This window comes from Flavobacterium sp. SORGH_AS_0622, from assembly GCF_030818825.1.
Lineage (GTDB): Bacteria > Bacteroidota > Bacteroidia > Flavobacteriales > Flavobacteriaceae > Flavobacterium.
In genome coordinates, this window is sequence record NZ_JAUTAX010000001.1 from 3,528,583 (window position 1) to 3,550,114 (window position 21,532).

The following is a 21,532-nucleotide window of genomic DNA, read 5'->3' on the forward strand; positions in this document are numbered from 1 at the left end:
TCGAGCCGATGACCCTTTTTTTGAAAAATTAAGATTTCCATGATTTTTCTTATATTTGATAAACACTGAAATATTAAACATCATGAGAAAAATAATCGTCATATCAATGATTACAATCGATGGCGTAATGCAGGCACCGGGCGCACCTGAAGAAGACACATCAGGAGGTTTTGAATACGGAGGCTGGGTTGCTCCATTTGGTGATGAAGAATACGGAAAAGTTACGCAGAAACAAATGGCTCCTGCGGACATTCTCTTGGGCAGAAAAACATTTGATATTTTCGAGGATTATTGGCCAAAACACGCAGAAGGCTGGCCGAGAATTAACGAAGTTACCAAATACGTTTTATCTTCTACCAGAAAAAACTCTGATTGGCAAAACTCCGAATTTCTTTCCTCTATAGAAGATATCAAAAAACTTAAAAACTCTGAAGGCGGCGACATTAAAGTCTGGGGAAGCGCAACACTTGTTCAGCTTTTACTTCAACATGATTTAGTTGATGAATTGGCTCTAAAAATTCATCCCATAATTTTAGGTAAAGGAAAAAAATTATTTAATGAAAGTTCAACTCCGGCAGGATTTAAATTAGTTGAAAGTACAGTTACGCCAAGTGGGGTAATTGCTGTAAGCTATAAGCGAGCTGCCGAAGTTAAAACAGGGATTATTGGAGAATAAAAGATATTGATAATCTTATCTCTAAAGAAAAACAAATACAATCTTTTTTGGAAAGAATACCAATTCTTGGTGTTTTTGATAAAATTTTAGTTATGCCAAAGAATACATCAATATTATTAGGGGATTATTTTGATAACTTTATAAGTTCACAAATTAAAACTGGACGATTCTCATCTGCCAGCGAAGTTGTTCGTACAGCATTGAGAATGTTTGAAGAAGAAGAAACAAAAAAAACTGACTTAATTAAGGAATTAAAAAAGGAGAGAAATCTGATTTTGTAAAAGATTTCGATCGTCTTTCTTTTTTAAACAATCTCGATAAAAAATATTCAGATAATGAATTATAAGATTAGTACCGAAGCATCTTATGATTTAGAAAAATTCTGGAAATGATGTAAATCATATTAGAAAAGTTTATTTTAGAAGTAAAGTAAAATCAAATTTAATATTCTATAAGATCAACATAAAAGAAAACCAGTTATAAATCATTCGAATTTTACATCAAATGATGAATATCGAGAGGCATTTAAGGAAATAATCTGAATCCAAATCCTAAAACTTTTTCCAAAAATTGTATAAAACATTTTCCTGAATGTTGAAGTAATTTTATTTATGAATTTAAAAACTCAACATCATGCAAAATAAAATACTAAGATTGTTAATGGTATTCGTTATACTATTTTCATTTACAAGCTGCGAACTAGTAGGAGACATTTTTAAAGCCGGAATGGGATTCGGAATATTTATCGTAATTTTCATTGTTGCGATTATTATTTGGATTTTCGCTAAAATGTTCGGACGTAAATAGACACAAATAAAAAATTAAAAAATCCCAAATTCCAAATTAAACTTGGAGTTTAGGATTTTTTTATGAGTGTAGAATAAAGTCAATCTTTGCGGAGCTTCTCATGAAGATTTCTCCCTTCGATCGAAATGACAAAAATGCGCTAATCAACTTTATAATTTATCTTTTATCAAAGCTCCCAAAATTGGAATTGGGATTTTCATTATTGGAATTTAAAAAATTAAAGATTGTACATCTTCTTTCTTTGTTCTTGAATTTTTTCATCATCAAGATATTCGTCAAATGTCATGTAACGGTCAATTACTCCGTTTGGTGTCAACTCTACGATTCTGTTACCAACAGTCTGTGCAAACTCGTGGTCATGAGTGGTGAAAATTACAGAACCTTTAAAGTTTTTCAGCGAGTTGTTAAAAGCTGTAATAGATTCCAAATCTAAGTGATTTGTTGGCTCGTCCAGCATTAAAACGTTAGCACGCTCCATCATCATTCTAGAAAGCATACAACGCACTTTTTCTCCTCCAGATAAAACTCTAGACGTTTTTAAAGCTTCTTCTCCAGAGAAAATCATTTTTCCTAAGAAACCACGAATGAATACCTCATCACGCTCTTCCTCTGTTTTAGCGTATTGGCGTAACCAATCTACTAAAGTCAAATCATTTTCGAAGAACTTATGGTTTTCAGCTTGTAAATAAGCTTGGTTGGTTGTAATTCCCCAGTCAAAAGTTCCAGAATCTGCTTTTTGTTCACCGTTTAAGATTTCGTAGAAAGCTGTTGTAGCACGTGAATCTTTAGAGAAAAGAACGATTTTATCGCCTTTTGCCATATTCAAATGAACATCTTTAAATAAAACTTCCCCATCTACAGATGCAGATAAATGTTCTACATTCAAAATCTGATCTCCAGCCTCACGATCCTGATCGAAAATAATGGCAGGGTAACGACGGCTTGATGGTTTGATTTCAGAAATATTCAATTTAGAAATCATTTTTTTACGAGAAGTTGCTTGTTTAGATTTCGCAACGTTTGCACTAAAACGACGAATAAATTCTTCCAACTCTTGTTTCTTCTCTTCTGCTTTTTTGTTCTGCTGTGCACGTTGTTTTGCCGCTAATTGGCTAGACTCGTACCAGAATGTATAGTTTCCTGAGTAGTGATTAATTTTTCCGAAATCAATATCAGAAATATGTGTACAAACCGCATCTAAAAAGTGACGGTCGTGAGATACAACGATTACAGTGTTTTCGTAGTTTGCCAAGAAGTTTTCTAACCAAGCGATTGTCTCGAAATCCAAATCGTTGGTAGGCTCATCCATTATAAGCAAATCGGGATTTCCGAAAAGCGCCTGCGCCAAAAGCACACGAACTTTCATTTTTCCTTCCATATCGCCCATTAAAGTATAATGATCTGCTTCTGTGATACCTAAGTTAGACAACATCGCAGCTGCATCAGAATCTGCGTTCCATCCGTTCATTTCTTCAAACTGAACCTGAAGCTCCCCTATTCTGTCGGCATTGGCATCGTTATAATCTAAATAAAGTTCATCCATTTCTTTTTTAACAGCATACAAAACTTTATTCCCCATTAAAACGGTTTCCAAAACAGTATGTTCGTCGAACATGTTGTGATTTTGGTTTAAAACCGACATACGTTTTCCCGGCTCTAAATGAATGTGCCCAGAAGTCGGATCGATATCACCCGAAATAACTTTTAAGAAAGTTGATTTTCCAGCACCATTGGCTCCAATAACGCCGTAAATATTTCCGTGAGTGAAAGTGGTATTTACTTCGTCAAACAAAATTCGTTTGCCAAATTGAACTGATAAATTATTGACTGTTAACATGAATGTCTTTTTAATTAATTTGGTGCAAAAGTACGGAAAAAGGTTCAGAGTTGCAAAGATGTCGGAATGTGAAATGTAAATTGTAAAATATGAAATGATTACCCTAAAAACTTCTAACTTCTAAGCTTTTACAATTTACTTTCCTTCGCCAGCGCAACTTCCAGACTTTCAAAATTCGGAAGGACTTTAGAAATTAAACCTTCTTTATTAAGAATAAAATGTGTTGGAAATGAATTCAACTGCAAAGATTCATTCATATATTCTTTCATATCTGGAATTACCGAATATGACAATGGTTTTCTAGCCAAAAATGTTTTTAATTGTTCTGGTGAATCTTCGGCTAAACTCATAAAAACAATATCTTTTCGATCTTTGTATTCTTCAACCAATTTATTGACTTGCGGAAATTCTTTTATACAAGGTGTACAATGAATGTACCAGCATTTTATCACGATAATTTTTCCTTTCATGGATTCGTTGGTCACTAAATTTCCATTTAAATCCTTAAAGGAGAATTTCGGAAAAACAGTTCCTTCCATTTTATAATTTTTGTAAGAGTCAAAACCAATCTGATTGATTGTCGCTTTTATGCTTGTATCTGTCTTTGGCAGAATTTTGAACAACTTATAATAGTATGTAGAGTTATCTGATTTTAACCGAATTGGAATAAAATTTCCATTTGCTAATTGATCCAAAAAAGCCTCTTTCGAAATTTCTTTAGAAGAAGAATCAAGAGCTGTAAAATCTCGCGAAAGCATTATTTTTTTATTCTGATAAACCGACCATTCCGTATAATTTTTCTGAATTTGAATGGGATCAACTTCAGGATTTCCGAATTTGTTTTGGGCCGAACAGAAATTAAGAATTAAAAGAAAAGTATTTATGTAAATGAATTTATGCATGAGTTTTAATCAGATATAATGAGATTCAAAAGTACTTAAAAATCTATGGAGTTTTTAGAACAAAACTTTTACTTTTTTACAACTACAAATGACAGCTTGGCTAATTTTGACAATTTCACTGTGTAAAAAATAAAATTAAACAGATTGTCATTCTTTTTTGAAAGTTTATTTAAATGTTAATGCGATTTCCTTATATTCGCAAAAAATTCTGACTAAAAATGACGTTCCCTTTTCAATTTGAAATTTTTGAAAAAACTTTTTACTGGCATTTTATATTTGAAACGTTAGCTTTTTTTGTTGGAATAAGAATCTATTATTTTTTAAAAAAGAGAACTCAAGATTCAATATCAGACACCAATCGTTTAGTTATTATGATCGGAGCAATGGTTGGAGCGTTGATCGGATCGCGATTTATTGCTTTATTAGAAAATCCATCTCAAATAACCCATCAAACTTTTTTAACCTTATATCAAAATAAAACGGTGGCAGGCGGGTTTCTAGGAGGATTATTTGGTGTCGAGCTTATAAAAAAAGCGATTGGAGAAAAATCTTCGTCGGGAGATTTATACGTAATTCCAATAATAACAGCTTTGTTTATTGGACGTATTGGATGTTTTTCGATGGGAATGGCAGAACCTACTTACGGCATAGAAACTAACTTTTTTACAGGAATTAATTTAGGTGACGGTTTAAAAAGACATCCTATTGCATTATATGAAATGTTTTTCATGATTCTGCTTTTCATCTTTTTTCAAAGTATAAAAAATAAAGCGCTGCTGAATGGTGACCGTTTTAAAATCTTTATGATTTTATATTTTCTGTTTCGTTTTTTAATTGAATTTTTAAAACCATACGAGCCTTTGCTGCTTAATTTGAGCAGTATACAATGGAGCTCTATCTTAATTTTTGTTTACTATTGGAAATTTCTTTACAGGGAATTTTCCTTTAGCTATAAATAAAAAACGTACTTTATAACATAAAAATATTATAATGAAAACTCGCGACTATATATTTTACGATTACACCAAGAGTCTATGTCATCAATGTCTGGCACTTGTAGATACAAAAATTGTATTTCAGGACGATAAAGTTTGGATGCTCAAACATTGTAAAACACATGGTGAATCAAAGTCGATGATTGCGGATGATGTAAATTATTATAAACAATTACGTAATTACAACAAGCAGTCTGAAATGCCCTTAAAATTCAATACAAAAGTGCATTACGGATGTCCTTACGACTGCGGATTATGTACAGATCATGAACAGCATTCTTGTCTGACGATTGTAGAAGTTACAGACCGATGTAATTTAGCATGTCCTACTTGCTATGCAAACTCAGCTCCAAACTATGGAAGACACCGGACTTTAGAAGAAATAGAAAAAATGTTTGATGCTGTTGTGGCTAATGAAGGAGAACCCGATGTTGTTCAGATTTCTGGAGGAGAACCAACAGTACATCCAGAATTTTTTAAAATTTTAGATATAGCCAAAAGCAAACCAATCAAGCATTTAATGCTTAATACAAATGGTATTCGAATTGCAAAAGACATCAAATTTGTAGAAACATTGGCCACGTATATGCCTGACTTTGAAATTTATTTGCAGTTTGACAGTTTTAAACCAGAAGTATTAGAAAAATTACGAGGCGAAGACCTAACAGAAGTACGCAAAAAAGCAATAGAAAATTTAAATCAGTTTAATATCTCAACTACACTAGTAGTCACACTGCAAAAAGGAGAAAATGACGATGAGATTGGAAAAATAATTGAGTATGCATTACAACAGAAATGTGTTCGTGGTGTCACTTTTCAACCTACACAGGTTGCAGGCAGAAATGACAACTATGATGATATTTCGGGAAGAATAACCTTGACAGAAGTACGAAGAAAAATTTACGAGCAATATCCACTTTTTACACCTCAGGATCTCATTCCTGTTCCTTGTAATCCAGACGCTTTGTGTATGGCATATGCTCTTAAAATAGATGGCGAAGTTTTTCCAATGACTCATTTAATAAACCCAGAAGATTTGTTAAACAACTCAAAAAATACAATTGTTTTTGAGCATGATGAAAAACTAAAAACACATATGCTTAACTTATTTAGTACTGGTATTTCTGTGGATTGTGCAGAAGGAGAATTTAATGAATTGATGTGCTGTCTGCCAAGAGTTCAGTCAGATACCTTGAATTATAATAACTTATTTCGAATTTTAATTATGAATTTTATGGATGCCCATGATTTTGATGTAAGAGCTGTAAAAAAATCATGTGTTCACATTGTAAGCGATAAAATGAAAATTATTCCATTCGAAACCATGAATTTATTTTACAGGGATAATAAAATTGAAAAAATCCGACAAGGATTAAATGTCTAGTTATTAAATTAGTCTGAAATATGGAAGCATTAATACTTATTGGCGTTATTTTTACAGCAATGTTCTTGATTGGTCTAATTGGTTTAATTTTTAGAAAAGAAGACAAAAAATTTTATCTAACCTTAATGTTAATTCCTGTTGTCTTTGCTGTAATTGGATTTGGAACATGTGCATTAATAATAAGCGGTCTGTAACTTTATAATTTAACTCACCTAGAAAAAGATCTAAATATGGGAGATTTTTTAGCTTTAGCAGGAGGTCTAGCTGCCTTAGCAAGTGTACTTGCTTTTTTTATCGGATTATTCCGTTTGATATTTATATCAGATGACAAAAATACATCATTAAAAATAATCTTGTATTCTGTGATTGGTTTTGTAATTGGCTTTGGCACATGTGCTGCAAATTTTTCATTGGGAGGAATGCACTAAAAAAAACCTGGCAACAAAAATTGCCAGGTTCATAATGCGCTAGTTGAGGCAAAAACCAAATAACAAATTACCTCAATTCACAGCATTTAAGAAATAAAAATTAGGTTAAAAAATAAATAACCAAACTCAATTTTAACCGTCCCAATTTTCTTATTTCTAAATTTTCAATCATTTATATTAGTTTAGAAAGTTCATTACTTTCAATGACTTTTTGTGACCTGATTTATCTGTTACTATTACAACAAAAATTTGTTTACTAGCAAAACTCGGGCTATTAAGTAGTACCTCTTTGTTGTTCTGAATATTTCTATGACTTGTAACAGTTTGCCCTATTGTATTAAATACGTCAACTTGAGTAATATCTCCTGTTTCATTCGCTACTGATAAGGTATTGTTTTTAAAATAAGCTACTGTCGCATTACTTTCAGCCGAAATATCGTCCACCGCTAATGTTTTTGCTGTAGCTTGTGACGCAAAATAAGCTGCGTATGCTTTAGATAATTCAGATGAATTACCGCAAGAAGATGCATCCCAGTTTACAGACCAAGTCATTAAACCTCTTAAAGAAGGATATGGCCCGCCTGGCTGCAGAGTGTATGTTCTTCCTGAAAAAGTAGTTCCGTTTCTTAAATAATCCATAGCATTAATTCCTTCTGTAGGAGTTAAGTAACCGCTGCCTGCTGCGCTCGGACAAGCTGGTAATGCAATAAGAACTTTTGAGGCTGGTAAACCATCAAAATGCATTCCCGTCGAAGCAATGTTGTACCCTTTTATTATCATATCAGTTAAGGCTGTTACCATGTTTGCTTTCTTAGCCGTGCCATAATATTGACCATCTAATCCGTTTTCTCCTCCTGTATTATACAATTGAACAGCTAACAAATCCAGTTCATTACGTAAGTTTTGAATGATTGGCAAGAAAGAACCAAAAGTATCTGTATAAGTCGTATATCCTCCTTGTACGTATTGTGTTTCTGGAGCTGCTGTTAATAAAAATCCAGGGCCATAATACGCTTTTAATTCTTTGAAAGCATCTACTACGTTTTTCAATCTTGGATAAGCAGAAATACCCGCATACGAAATATCTCTTAAATTTCCTGCACTAAAATTCATCGATCCGCCTTCAAAATCAATATCAACTCCATCAAATTGATACTCGTCGATAATTGCTTTTAGACCATTAACAAAAATATTTTTTTGAGTTACATTGTCCAAAACAACATGTCCATTTTGACCTCCAATAGAAACAATAACAGGAACTCCGCTGTCTCTTAAGGATTTTATATCGTTTTTCAACAATTGCTTATTGAAAACGCCATTAGTCAAATATCTAGTGTCATTTGTAGTTAATACTGGTGTATAACCATCACGATTAACTGTTTCTACGAAAGAATAATCCACTACGTTAAACTTACTTCCTACCATTTGAGAAAAATATAAAAATGGAGCAGCAGTATTTTCCCAAGAATGTGCATATCCTAAAATAACTTTAGATGGAAGCGGAATGAATCTATTCGTGCTCACTGGAGCAATTTTAATAGTATTGTTGAATGTAGTCACAGCAGCTTTATTATCGGTTGCTTTGATTACAACTGGATAATCCTGATATGCAGTTGGTGTAAAATTATACGTATAAGTATTATTTGTACCTGCTGTCATGTTAAATGTACCTCCATTTATTGTTATAGTAACACCAGAAACTGATCCATCACTATCAACAGCTGTAACTGAAATTGGCACAACTTGGAAAGAACTTTGGTTTACAGTTGTGTTCGATGGTGAATTCCAAGTAATGACAGGCACTGCATTTGGACAGTTTGCACCTGAACAAGTTAATGTAAAACTATATGTTTTTGAATCTGTTGTTCCGTTTGATGCTGTAGCCGTAACCGTTAATGTATGAGAAAGCGAAAACTGATTTGTAGCTGGTGTCCAAACCGCTGTATAAGTTCCAGAAGAATTAGTAGCGCTCAAATTTTGTCCGTCTAAACTAAATGCAACAGAAGAAATTGTAGTGGCATCTGCAGCACTTAATCCAACACTTGCAACAAAATTAATTGATGATCCTAAATTTATAGCAATCGCCGAAGCTGTTGGTGCTGTAATAGCAACCACAGGCTTAGTCGTAACTACCGCTTGTGTATTGAAATTATAAACTGTCGGCGTTGTCGGAACAGCAAAGTTTGCCAGATTATTTGGAAAATAAGGTACTTCTCCATTTTGCCATGAATTTAATTTCAAACTTAAAACCTGTGTATAACCCGCTACAACTGAATCATCAAAAGTATAATTTCCTGATGCATCTGTTGTTGCCAAAACACTTTTCCAGTTATGAGTATTATCTGTCCATGGTAAAACCAATTCAACTTTAGCATTTGCTACTGGTGTTGAACCATTTTTCACAGTACCGCTAATTAAATTTGCAGCCATTGCTAATGCTGCTTTAGCTGTTGAACTGGTATTGAAATTATAAACCGTTGGATTGGCAGGAACAGGGAAGTTTGCTAGATTATTTGGAAAATAATTTACTTCTCCGTTTTCCCAAGTATTTAATTTTAAACTTGTAACTGTTGTATAACCTGCTACAACTGAATTATCAAAACTGTATTTTCCTTGCGCATCGGTTACAGCAATAACGCTTTTCCAGTTGTGTGTGCTGTCTGTCCAAGGTAAAACCAATTCTACTTTAGCACCAGCAACTGGAGTTGTTCCATTTTTAACTGTTCCGCTAATTTTGTTCGTTCCAACTACCACTACATCTTGAGAGAAGTTTAATGTTTTGTTGGCATTCAAATTAGAATAAACTGTCGAAGCCGGCGTATACGTTTGACCTGTTAAGGCTGCGGTTACTGTATAATTTCCGCCTGACGGTAAACTAAGTGAATAAGCACCGCTTGCATTTGTAACAGCAGCATAACTTCCTCCTGTAAAAGAAGCTGTAACAGTTACTCCTGAAACGGGAGTTGTATTGTTTAAAACAGTTCCACTTACGGTATAATTAACAACTGCTGCACCTTGTGTAAAATTCAACGTTTTGTTTGCGTCGATAGCATTATAAACTGTTGAAGCCGGAGCATAAGAGAATCCAGTTTTTGCAGCTGTAACTGTAAAGTTAAGTCCTGCTGTTAAACCTGCGATGCTGTAAACGCCGCTTGCGTTTGAAACTGCTGTTAATGTTGTACTTCCTGAAACTGCAGAAACGGTTACGCCAGAAACTGGAGTTGTTCCATTTAAAACTGTTCCACTAACTGTATACGTTGGCTGAGTTCCATTAATAACTACTGCAGTTTGATTAACTGTAACGTTTGTTAAAGTTACAGGAGTAAAACTATAAGTCGCTTTTAAAGCTGTTAATGTATAGTTTTGTCCCGAAGTTAGATTGTTGAATGTAAAATTTCCTCCTGTAGAAATCACAGTTTGAATAACAGTATTACTTGCATTACGCAATTCAACCGTAACATCTGGAATTAAAGCTGATCCGTTTTTTACAGAACCAGAGATACTTACTGTTCCAGCAACAATGCTTCCGAAAGAAGTATCAACCTGTGTTAGTAAAGAATTTGGAACGGAACCTCTGGTATCCTGAGATAATTCCCAAACCATACCTCCAGCTAAATTTCTTGATTTTATATATTGTACTTTTAAATCCATTGACTGCTTATCTTCATAAGAGATAAACTGTTTTAGAGTCGAATTGTACAAATAAGGAACTTTGGTTGTATTATCAAAGTAACGTACCCAGCCTGCTGAAGCCGCAGCTGGAGTAACTAACATAGTATTTGGATCTAAATAAGGATGAGAATTTGTAACTGGATTTCCGACTAAATCGCAGATTTCAATACTTCCTGATTTTTCGCACGCTGCAGGACCATCCCATGTACCTGTTGGATTTTGCGGATTGGTACATCCAGCAACAATATCTCTTGGTGCAGAAACGAATAATCCAGGTAAATTTGGATTGGTTCCGTTATTTGCCACATGGTCAAATTTCTTTCCGTAGAAAGGAAGTCCCATGATTAATTTATTTGCAGGAAAACCAACTACGTTTAAATATTGATTTGTTAGTTCATCTAATGATTCTGACTGTGTTGCGCCATAAAGCGGATCGTTTGTGTTTCCACTTGAATATAAAGGTGCGTTGTAGCATGTTTTGTCATACCAGTTCCCGCCAAAATCATATCCAAAATAAGTTATATAATCGCAATACGTCGAAATATCTTCTGTCATTCCGTATTGTGATCTGTTTGTTGGTCCTAAATATTGCTGTGCTACTTTTCTAACGTTGTTTCCAGCAGCAATTGTAATTAATTTATTTGGCATTGCCTGACGCATAGCTTTTAATAAGTATACCAAGTTTTTGTTGTCATCAGGACTGTATTTTTGTGGAGGAATTGGAGCTCCGTTAATCACTTCTGTACCATCAGTTCCTCCAGAAAGAGGATATTCCCAATCGATGTCAAAACCATCAATAAAAGGATAGGTAACAATAAAGTTTGCCATATCTGCAGCCAAAGCAGCTCTTGCCACTGGGCTTGCTGCAATTGGAGAAAGATCCTGACCTTTCGTCCAACCTCCTACAGAAATTAAAACTTTTAAATGAGGATACTTTTGTTTGAGTTTCATTAGGTCATAAAAATTACCTTTAACAGGAGCATCCCACGGAATTCCACCTTCCATATGCTCAAAATCAGCATAGGTATCCAAGCATTGTAATTTTGTATTCTCAGGATGGGCAGGATCATAACTTGTGCCATAAAAAGAATAATTTAAATGCGTCAATTTACTTCCATCAATTTTGGGAATATTAAAATCCCTAGCATAGATAGACCATTGTGCATAATATCCCACTACTTTTTTTCCGTGAGCTGGTTGTGCCAACGCGAGCATGGGAAACAGTAACAAAAAGAGCAATCTGTAATAATGTTTCATAGTTAATAAATATTTGATTAATAGAAAATAAATAATTGGGCCGCAGATCTCAAAAGCATCTGGGTTTCGCTCAACTGCAGGTTGGAAGGCTGCTGTCGACTGGGAAATAAACTCAAATTACATTCTATAGATAAATATTACTATTACCGATTTTTTTATAATCAATAGCAAATAGTAGTGATTGATATTTATTTATAATTTTTAAAAAATTAATATTAAATACAAATGATAAATTTGGGACGACTCATCAATCTATACTCTTCTTTTTGTCATGTTTTTTTATTCTTTCTATTTGGTTTTTTAAAGGTTAATACTCTATTATTGGTTATTTTTTATACTTACTTATGACTTGAATTCATTTTAAAATTCTAATTTGTAATTACCTCTGCCAAATAATTATGGCAGAGATAATCACCACTCTTAAAAAAACATTAGCAGCTTTAAAAACGTACTAAATACTAATTCAAATCCAACTTTAAATTAATTTCTTCAAACTCTCATAAACAGATAATTCTACATCTGCATGATCTTTTGTGTTGCATTGTTCTATTAAACCTTTTAGATCTGCTGTCTTTAATGTCGATTTATTATCTAAAACCAATAATAATTCTTGTGACGCATCATTTAATTTTTTTGACAAAGGCAGTAATGGCTGTACTAATGGAGCATTTGCACTTAGTTTTGTCAGCTCCTGATGTACTGCAATCCATTTTGTAAAATAGGCTGCTACTTTAGCTTTATTATCTGCCGATTTATTTGCTAAATATTGATTTACAGCCGCGTTAAATCCTAAAGCATCTTTGGCATCTGGTCCGCATGCATCTGCAAATAAGGTAAATGGAGAATACATTTGATATTCCGTTCCGCCTTTGTTACGTGTATATCCTTTTAGCGGTTCAGTAACATTTGAAAATTCTTCAAGCGCTTTAATATCTTGATTATTGGCAATATTTCTTAAAATCACATCTTTATTTCGAATATGTGTAAGCCCTAATTCTTCCAATCTGAAAGAAACCGATTCTAAACGTTTACGCATATTCTCTACATCGGCAACATCTTCTGCAGACCAAAGTCTTTCTGCAATTGCAGCTGTTCTTGGCCAAAGTCTAGAGTCTATTGTTGTAGAGGTTACTAATTCTGTCCACATTGTTGCTTCTCCGCCAAGGATTCTAGCCTTTTCTTCTGCGGTTAAATTCGCTCCTTTTGGCATTGGATCATTTAAATAATGACTTGCAATTGGATACATCAAATCGATATAATACCCATTTGATAAAACTGTTTTATAACCTTTTTTTACAGCGTCTACCAAAGACTGGCCGGCCGCCATTCCTTCGTTTGGACCTCTCCATGAATGTACAATAGCTTCTTTAGATAAATCTTTGGTTAAAATTTCTTCCCATCCCATTAACTGTTTTCCGTGTTTCTTTAACATTGGAGCCAGCTGCATTGTGAAATAGGTTTGTAACTCGTGATTGGTTTTTAAGTTGTGTTTCTTTTTAAATTCTTGAATTTTAGGATTTGCATCCCAATCTTTTCCTTCGTTTTCATCTCCTCCAATGTGGAAATAAGCTCCAGGAAATAACGGACAAACCTCATCAAAAACTTCACTTAGAAGTTGATATGTTTTAGGATTTGAAGGATCTAATGTAGGCGAAAAAATACCAGCATTTCTTTCAATTCCATAGGTAGCGATTGCTGTACCTTGAATATTTTTTTCGGATGTTCCTCCTGTCAAAGTAATTACTTTACTTCCTATTTCTGGATAAGCTGTTAAAATTGCTGATCCGTGACCTGGAACATCTATTTCTGGAACTATTAAAATACCACGCTCATCTGCGTATTTTACGATATTTTTAATTTCCTCTTGTGTGTAATAAAGTCCATCCGAAGCTAATTCGGTAAACTTTGGGTGTTTTTTCATTTCGATTCTCCAGCCTTGATCATCAACCAAATGCCAGTGAAAAACATTCATTTTCATGGCTGCCAAAGCATCAATATTTCTTTTGATAACATCAACTGGCTGAAAATGTCTTGAAGCATCGATCATTAAACCTCTCCATGTAAATCTTGGAAAATCTGAAATTTTTGAAGCTGGAAAATAAAATGAAGTTGAATTGTTTTGCAGTATTTGCAATAATGTCTCAAGTCCATGCAAAGCTCCTAAATCACTCGAAGCATTTAAAATAATTTTATTTGAAGCAATATCTAAATGGTAACTTTCATCTTCATATAAACCAATTTTACCATTTTTTGTACAATTGATCTGCAATTCTGCATTCGGAACTTCATTTAATTTGGAAATAAAACCTTGTTCAAAAAATATACCTGTTCTACCATCTAAACGGCGCAAAAAACGAGTTACTCCACCAAAAATTCTTGGATTTGGATTACCAGTAATGTTTACTTTAAAATTTTTAGTTAAATTAAAATTACCTTCATTAATAACAACGTTCTGAGGCCAAGGCATAAGATTGAGCTGCTCTTTCTGAATTTGAGCACCTGCAGATATACCTGCAAATAATAGTACAAATAGATATTTCATTTTTCTTTTTTTTTGGTTTGGATAGTTTTCTAAGTATCCTAAATTTATTAAAAAAACAAAACTCAGACAGATTTCTGCATTACCTCACTTTTGCGATGAGATCAATCTGAATTTTGTTATTTGATTCATTTTTAAATGAATCGGAAAAAATTTTAGTAATCAAAACGTTTAAAAGCTTCTATTGCCTCATATTCAGCCAAACCTAATTCATCGTATAATATGGCTGTATTTTTGTTTCGATCTTCTGCTCTAACCCAGAATTCCCTAGAATCATTTCCTTGAAACATAACTCTGTCTTTTTGAGACTGATGGTATAAAATCGCATGACGTTTTAATAAAACTTCAGAAGGGCTTAAAGGAACAGCCATGTCAATTTCATGAATATCCCATTCGTGCCAAGCTCCTCTGTAAAGCCATAGCCAACAATCGTCCATGTAAGGCTCATGTTTAAGTTCTTTTAACGCAGCGAATATCGCATTTAAGCACACCTCATGAGTTCCGTGTGGATCTGCAAGATCTCCAGCAGCGAAAACTTGATGTGGTTTTATTTTAGCAATAATATCTTTTACAATGGCAATATCTTCTGGACCTAATGGATTTTTCTTAACCTGTCCAGTTTCATAAAAAGGAAGATCTAAAAAGTGTGTATTCTCATCTTTCAACCCAATATATCTTGTTGCAGCATAAGATTCTCTTCTTCGAATAAGTCCTTTTAATTTTCTAACTTCAAGAGAATCAATTTGATTTTCTGATTTATTGTTTAGAAATTTAATTACTTCTTTAAAATTGATATCAGATTCACCTTTACCAATAAAATCACTGGCAACTTCTGCAAATTTTAATGCTTCGTCATCTGTAACGGCAATATTTCCTGAAGTTTGGTAAACCACATGAACATCGTGACCCTGCTTGATTAATTTTGAAAATGTTCCTCCCATAGAAATAACATCATCATCAGGGTGCGGACTAAAGAGAATTATTCTCTTTTTTGCAGGATTTGCTCTTTCGGGACGATGCGAATCATCTGTGTTTGGTTTTCCTCCAGGCCATCCAGTAATAGTGTGCTGCAAAATATTAAACATATTAATGTTCATATCATAAGCAGAACCTTCCTGCGCCAAAAGATCTGACATTCCGTTATTGTTGTAATCACGGTCTGTCAATTTTAAAATAGATTGTTTTGTTTTTTGACACAACCAAACAATCGCTTTACTTTTTAATTCAGGAGTCCAAAGACATTCGCCAACTAACCAAGGTGTTTTGAAACGTGTTAGTTCTGAAGCTGCAGACTGATCTAAAACGAAAGTTGCGTTTGGATGATTTTGTAAAAATGTTGCTGGAACTTCTGAACTGATATCTCCTTGAATAGTTCTCTTAATGATATCGGCTTTGTTTTGTCCCCATGCCATCAAAACAATACGTTTTGATCTCATAATGGTTGAAACTCCCATTGTAATGGCGCGTTTCGGTACATTGTCAATACCGTTAAAAGCTGATGAAGCATCTACTCTCGTGATATGATCCAGTGTAATAATTCGGGTTCCAGAATTGATATGCGAACCAGGCTCATTAAAACCAACATGCCCTGTACGCCCAATTCCTAAAAGTTGGAAATCAAGACCGCCTGCATTTTTAATATTCATTTCATAATCGATACAATATTGATTGATTTCGTCAATTCCTACTGTACCGTCTGGAATATTAATATTCTCGGGTTTAATATCAATATGATTAAAAAGATGCTGATGCATGAAATAGTGATAGCTCTGATTGTTCTCTTTAGTCATCGGATAATATTCATCCAAATTAAAAGTGATTACATTGCTAAAACTTAGTCCTTCTTCTCTGTGCATTCTCACTAGTTCCTCATAAACTTTAATAGGCGAAGAACCTGTAGCAAGACCTAAAACGCAAGATTTATTTTTTTCCTGTTTAGATCTAATTAGCTGCGCAATTTCCTGTGCCACAATTACAGAAGCTTCTATTGATCCTTTGAAGATTTCGTTATGAATTTTCTCAAACCGAGTTTCCTCAAATTTTCCCGCGCTTTTGTAACTGATATCAGGTTTTATTTCTAAAGCACTTTTCATTTCTTTTCTTTTTTTGTAGTAATTACCATTTTGGTTTTAAGAATGGTATAGACAACTTTCGCCGCCTATACCATACTACTAACCAAACTCAATATCTTTGTTTTTTTTAGAAGTTAGGTGCATTAACATCCCACCAAGTTCTGGTGCCTCCGTTGTCAGGACCGCCAAGTTTTGCAATACCTGTTTTAAGTCCTTCTGGGTTTCCATCTTTTTCAGTAGAAACAAAGTTTATTCTTCTTACACCATATTCAGTTGTAATAGCGCCAGCACTTTGGTTGTTAAGAATTGGTAATAATTTAGGGTAACCTGTTCTACGGTGTTCAGCCCATGCCTCCATACCATCAGGGAAATTAGCAATCCATTTTTGAGTAATGATTTTTTGTAATTTAACTTCATTACTTGCAGCATTATCCCAAGCAACAGTTACTTTATTTACAGCTAAACCACTATTAAATGGAGCAACTGGATCTACATAATCTTTAGCTGTTTTTACATTATCTGCAATATAATCAGCAGCACCTCCAGTAGCAAGCTGATCAAAAGATGCAGTAATACCAGCTTTATAGAATGATTCAGCATCACCTCCCATGTTCCATCCTCTTAAAGCTCCTTCAGCTCTTAAGAAATTTACTTCGGCTGCATTTAACCAAACTACTTGTTTATCATCTCGTACAACTTTTCCAAAATTTGAGAATTTCAAGTGTAATGATTTATCTCCAAGAATTCCTCCAGTACGAATTCCTTTGTATTGACCAGGAAATTGCTCTGATTCGGCAAAATACACTTTAATCCTTGGATCATCATAACCTCCCATGATAGATTCCATGTCTGCAGACATACGACTATCATTATATTCATAAGCTGCTACTCTAAGAGGGTGCTGTGATACATTTTTATTTACAATAAATGAATCTGCAGCAACAGTCATTACACCAAATTTTTGACTTGTGGCTTTTTCTGCCTCCGTTTTAGCTAAAGTTGGATTAATTTTTACAACACGCATTGCTAATCTTAGTCTCAATGAATTTGCATATTTAACCCATTTCGTATAATCTCCTCCGTAATTCGAACGATCTATTTTAGTAAAAGCACTTGGCTGTCCAGCATCTATTCTTTTTGTCAATTCTGTAACTGCAAAATCCAGATCTTTAAACATTAACCCATAAGCTTCTTCTTGAGAATCATACCCAATTGCAGATTCTTCAGTACCTAATTTTGAATATACAATTGGTCCCCATGAGTCTGCCGCTTTATGCAAAGTTTGTACTTTAACAATTAAAGCAAGAGCATAAATATCATCATATATCCCTTTAGTATCTTTTTCTACTTTTAAGTAATTTGCCATTACTTGTGTGTAAATAGCTTCCCATCCCCAAAGATTCCAGTTGTCAGAAAGTGCATACGAAAGATTATTATTACCATCAAATCCCGGTGCTGTAGTATAGCCACCCCAAGTATTTCCAGATAAATCAATAGCTACCTGATACTTCCAACCTGGAGTATTTACCATTACGTTATCAAACATAGCCGTAAAGGGTCCTTTAATATGATTAAAGTCCTGTGTTAGTTCTTCCTGAGTAAAACCATCAGGATTACTATTAATCTCGTCGAAATTATCTGTGCAACCAACTAAGGCTAGAAGACTCAAACAGATTAATGATTTTTTTATATTATTTGTTTTCATGAGATTTTAAATTAGAAAGTTACATTTAAATTAAGACCGATACTTCTTGTTGATGGTAAACCATAAATATCAACTCCCTGTAAACCTTGACCTGTACTTAAAGCAATATTTGGATCAAATGGCGCATCTTTATAGAAGAAGAATAAATTTCTTGCTATTAATGATAAAGTTGCTGTATTAACAAACGGAAGCGTTTTTTTATTGAAAGTATACCCAATTGAAACCTCTCTTAAACTTACGTTAGTAGCGTCATATACATATTCAGCTGTAGCACCATTAAGACCTGCAACTGCAGTGTAATATTTCTCAGCATCCATAGAAGTAACTTTTGTACCATTCGGCATAACTGCATTTACTGCAACACCACCTGCATTTCTGGCGTCACCACTTCTTTGTGATACTCCGTAAAAATCATTCATAGATTCTGTAATACTCATTACATCTCCTCCAAAACGGCCATCAATTAAGAAATTAGCTGTAAATGCACCAAACTTAAATGTATTTGACCAGCCTAACATGAAATCAGGATTTGCATTACCAACTTCATGAAAATCAGCTTCAACTGATAAATTCCCTTGATCATCTAAAACAATTTCTCCCTGATCATTTCTAACAATACCTTTTCCTTCAATAACTCCAAATGGTCTTCCTTCAGTTAATGAATATCTGTAGTTAATATTGTTTACCGGAGTTAAAGGAATTGTACCTCCTAATTCTTCTGGAATTTCTTTTACTTTATTTCTATTGTGAGAATAGTTTACCATAGTTTCCCATGAAAATTTATCTCCTTCAATAATCTTTCCACTTACAACAAGCTCAATACCTTTGTTTTCGATACTACCCGCGTTGATTCCGTAGAAAGTATAACCATAAGGGTTTGTGGCAGGAGCAGGAACTTGAATATATTGATTTTTAGTTTCTGAATTATAGTAAGAAATTTCAAAACCTAATCTGTTGTTAAACATTCTCCACTCAGTACCAAATTCAAATTCTGACTTCAATTCTGGTTTTAATCCTTCACCAGGTCTTGGTCCAACTACTGGAGGGATAATATTACCTCCCTGAATTGTAGATTTTGGAGAAGTTACAAAAGCAGAAACATCATTTCCTACTTCAGCATAAGTACCTCTCACTTTTCCAAAGTTAATCCACTCTGGCATAGCTATCATTTCGCTTAAAAGAGCTGTAACCCCTACAGATGGATAAAAATAAGATGGAGTATCAGTATTTACTAAAGTAGAAGACCAGTCATTACGTCCAGTAACATCTAAATATAACATATTTTTATAACCAAAAGTCGCAGAAGCAAATAGAGATTGTACTTCTCTTGAAGATCCTGTAGCCTGAAGACTTAAATTGTCAAGTCCAGTTGCAGGTCCAAAATTCCCTAATGTAAATAAGTTTGCATTAACAAGTCCTCCAACAATACCTGAATCTAAAGTCGTAGCATGATTTGCCAATGTATTGTTGATACTTGCTCCAACAATAGCATTAAAGCTAAAATCTTCATTGAAGTTAGTGTTAATTTTAGCAATTAAATCACCATAACGCTGTGTGCTTAATGTAGCAACATTAATATATCTACCGTTTATATTAGATAAAGAAGTATTTGTTGTAGCATAAATTCTTTTATCAAAATCGTTTTCAATTCTGTTATAACTATATCTTGCACCAATGCTTAACCAATTGTTTGCTTTAAAGTCTAACGCTATATTTCCATTAAAGAAATTATCTTTATCTACAGATTTGTTTCTGTTGATTAACCAGTAAGGGTTTTGAACGTAGATATCAGTATTTAATGGAGTGTAGAAATTTTGACCATATAGGTTCCTATCTGGCATATACACTTCATAATTATCTTTGTAGTAATTAAAATCATTTGCACGCTGGAATAAATATACTCCCGTTAAAGGATTTGAATAAAGTCCATTTACAGGTCTGTTGTCGATAGTCTGACTTGTATATTTAGCATCAGCAGAAACAGTTAATTTATTATTGAAAAATTTTCCTGTCTGACGAATTCCAAAGTTATTTTTCTTTAAGCCATTTCCTTCAATGATTCCAGAAGAAGAAGTATTCGCATAAGATAAACTTGTAGTAGAAATATCAGTACCTGTAGTAAATGCTGCAGAAGTAATTTGGGTAACTCCTGTGTTGAAGAAGTCTTTTACAAAATCTTTAGAAGCAACTTTTCCTCCCCAAGATTTTTGTGCATTAGCCGTTCCATATTCATTTTGGAATTCTGGTAAAGAATGAACAGATTCAAAAGTTGTAACAGAAGAAATAGCTAAATTTCCTGTGTTCTCTTTAACTTTTTTAGAAGATAGTAAAATAACCCCATTTGCTCCTTGTGATCCGTATAATACAGAAGCTGCAGCACCTTTAAGAACTGTCATTCCCTCATAATCATCAGGATTAATTAACGAAACAGTATCTCCACCATCACGGTTACCTCCTGCTGTACTACCAAAAGAGTCATTTGGCTGGTTTGAACTTCCATTATACAAAGGAATACCATCAATAACATAAAGTGGCTGGCTGTTCATGATCGATGAGTTACCACGAATTACAACTTTTGTTGATCCTCCAGTGCCTCCAGAACTTTTTGTTACTGCAACACCTGCAACTTTACCAGCAATTGTATTAATTACGTTAGCATCTTTTACACGTGTTAACTCTTCACCTTTAAGCTCCTGAGCAGCATAAGTCAAAGATTTTCTAGTTTTCTTAAGACCTAAAGAAGTTACAACAACCTCATTTAATGCATTTGAAGCTCCTTGAACCATCTTTACATTAATTGTAGAGGCGTCTCCTACAACAATTGTCTGAGTTTCCAGCCCTACATAAGTAAAAACTAAGCTCTGACCTTTTTGAACTTCGATTGTGTACAATCCGTCAAAATCGGTGGTTGTTCCCTTTTGACCTCCTTGTACAGCAACAGAAGCCCCTGGTAATGGCATACCGTCAGAATCTGTAATCACACCCTTGACACTTTTTACTTGTGCAAGCGAAACCTGCGCCGTAAAAACAATCATAAAGATTAAGAAAATTTTTTTCATGTTTATTTTATTTTGTTAGTTATGAGGTAAAATTATTCTTAAGACATTGTTAAAAAAAATAAATTAAACCAACGACAACAAAATTTAAACCAACGACATAAATCATTCAATAATACGCTTTACGAAAACGTTCTAATTAAAAAATAAAACACCAATATCGTTTTTTTTCGAAATTTTATTCAAAAAAATTGTCGCTTTG

The 21,532-nt window shown here is 33.9% G+C and carries 14 protein-coding genes; 7 read left to right on the plus strand and 7 right to left on the minus strand.

Annotated elements, in window-relative coordinates; translation table 11 throughout:
- Positions 1 to 82: 82 nt before the first annotated feature.
- From QE431_RS14765 to QE431_RS14775, 3 genes are all read left to right on the plus strand, one after another.
- The gene (locus QE431_RS14765; RefSeq protein ID WP_307297249.1) at positions 83 to 676 is read left to right on the plus strand and encodes a dihydrofolate reductase family protein; all 594 of its coding nucleotides are present in this window, start codon (positions 83 to 85) and stop codon (positions 674 to 676) included.
- A gap of 47 nt (positions 677 to 723) precedes the next feature.
- Complete coding sequence (locus tag QE431_RS14770) at positions 724 to 957, plus strand: type II toxin-antitoxin system ParD family antitoxin (RefSeq protein WP_307297252.1); 234 nt, start codon at positions 724 to 726, stop codon at positions 955 to 957.
- 352 nt (positions 958 to 1,309) lie between these two features.
- Positions 1,310 to 1,483, plus strand: a complete 174-nt coding sequence (locus tag QE431_RS14775; protein ID WP_166669280.1) for a hypothetical protein — start codon at positions 1,310 to 1,312, stop codon at positions 1,481 to 1,483.
- 217 nt (positions 1,484 to 1,700) lie between these two features.
- Here the strand turns inward: QE431_RS14775 and QE431_RS14780 are convergent, their stop codons facing one another.
- Positions 1,701 to 3,320, minus strand: coding sequence for an ABC-F family ATP-binding cassette domain-containing protein (locus QE431_RS14780; RefSeq protein WP_307297257.1), 1,620 nt, complete (start codon positions 3,318 to 3,320; stop codon positions 1,701 to 1,703).
- Positions 3,321 to 3,448: 128 nt separating this feature from the next.
- Complete coding sequence (locus QE431_RS14785; protein WP_307297259.1) at positions 3,449 to 4,222, minus strand: TlpA disulfide reductase family protein; 774 nt, start codon at positions 4,220 to 4,222, stop codon at positions 3,449 to 3,451.
- Positions 4,223 to 4,440: 218 nt separating this feature from the next.
- Between QE431_RS14785 and QE431_RS14790 the strand changes: the two genes are divergently transcribed.
- The 4 genes from QE431_RS14790 to QE431_RS14805 are packed head-to-tail and all read left to right on the plus strand — an operon-like array spanning position 4,441 to position 7,029.
- Positions 4,441 to 5,181, plus strand: coding sequence for a prolipoprotein diacylglyceryl transferase family protein (locus QE431_RS14790; RefSeq protein WP_307297261.1), 741 nt, complete (start codon positions 4,441 to 4,443; stop codon positions 5,179 to 5,181).
- A 31-nt stretch (positions 5,182 to 5,212) separates the two neighbouring features.
- Positions 5,213 to 6,601 (plus strand): radical SAM protein, encoded by a 1,389-nt coding sequence (locus tag QE431_RS14795; protein WP_307297262.1) that lies wholly within the window; start codon positions 5,213 to 5,215, stop codon positions 6,599 to 6,601.
- Between the two features lie 20 nt (positions 6,602 to 6,621).
- Positions 6,622 to 6,795 (plus strand): hypothetical protein, encoded by a 174-nt coding sequence (locus tag QE431_RS14800; RefSeq protein ID WP_281866152.1) that lies wholly within the window; start codon positions 6,622 to 6,624, stop codon positions 6,793 to 6,795.
- A 36-nt stretch (positions 6,796 to 6,831) separates the two neighbouring features.
- The gene (locus tag QE431_RS14805) at positions 6,832 to 7,029 is read left to right on the plus strand and encodes a hypothetical protein (RefSeq protein WP_307297266.1); all 198 of its coding nucleotides are present in this window, start codon (positions 6,832 to 6,834) and stop codon (positions 7,027 to 7,029) included.
- A gap of 177 nt (positions 7,030 to 7,206) precedes the next feature.
- On the opposite strand, the gene chiA is transcribed toward QE431_RS14805, so the two are convergent.
- From chiA to QE431_RS14830, 5 genes are all read right to left on the minus strand, one after another.
- Complete coding sequence (gene chiA, locus QE431_RS14810; RefSeq protein WP_307297269.1) at positions 7,207 to 11,958, minus strand: T9SS-translocated chitinase ChiA; 4,752 nt, start codon at positions 11,956 to 11,958, stop codon at positions 7,207 to 7,209.
- 475 nt (positions 11,959 to 12,433) lie between these two features.
- On the minus strand, positions 12,434 to 14,500 hold the full coding sequence (locus QE431_RS14815) for a beta-N-acetylhexosaminidase (RefSeq protein ID WP_057116468.1): 2,067 nt from the start codon (positions 14,498 to 14,500) through the stop codon (positions 12,434 to 12,436).
- 152 nt (positions 14,501 to 14,652) lie between these two features.
- Entirely contained in the window at positions 14,653 to 16,590 is a 1,938-nt protein-coding gene (gene nagB / locus QE431_RS14820; RefSeq protein ID WP_057116469.1) for a glucosamine-6-phosphate deaminase, read from the minus strand.
- Positions 16,591 to 16,696: 106 nt separating this feature from the next.
- A complete protein-coding gene (locus tag QE431_RS14825; protein WP_307297271.1) occupies positions 16,697 to 18,274 on the minus strand; it encodes a RagB/SusD family nutrient uptake outer membrane protein in 1,578 nt (525 codons plus the stop codon).
- A gap of 11 nt (positions 18,275 to 18,285) precedes the next feature.
- Complete coding sequence (locus QE431_RS14830) at positions 18,286 to 21,333, minus strand: SusC/RagA family TonB-linked outer membrane protein (RefSeq protein WP_307297274.1); 3,048 nt, start codon at positions 21,331 to 21,333, stop codon at positions 18,286 to 18,288.
- Positions 21,334 to 21,532: the final 199 nt, after the last annotated feature.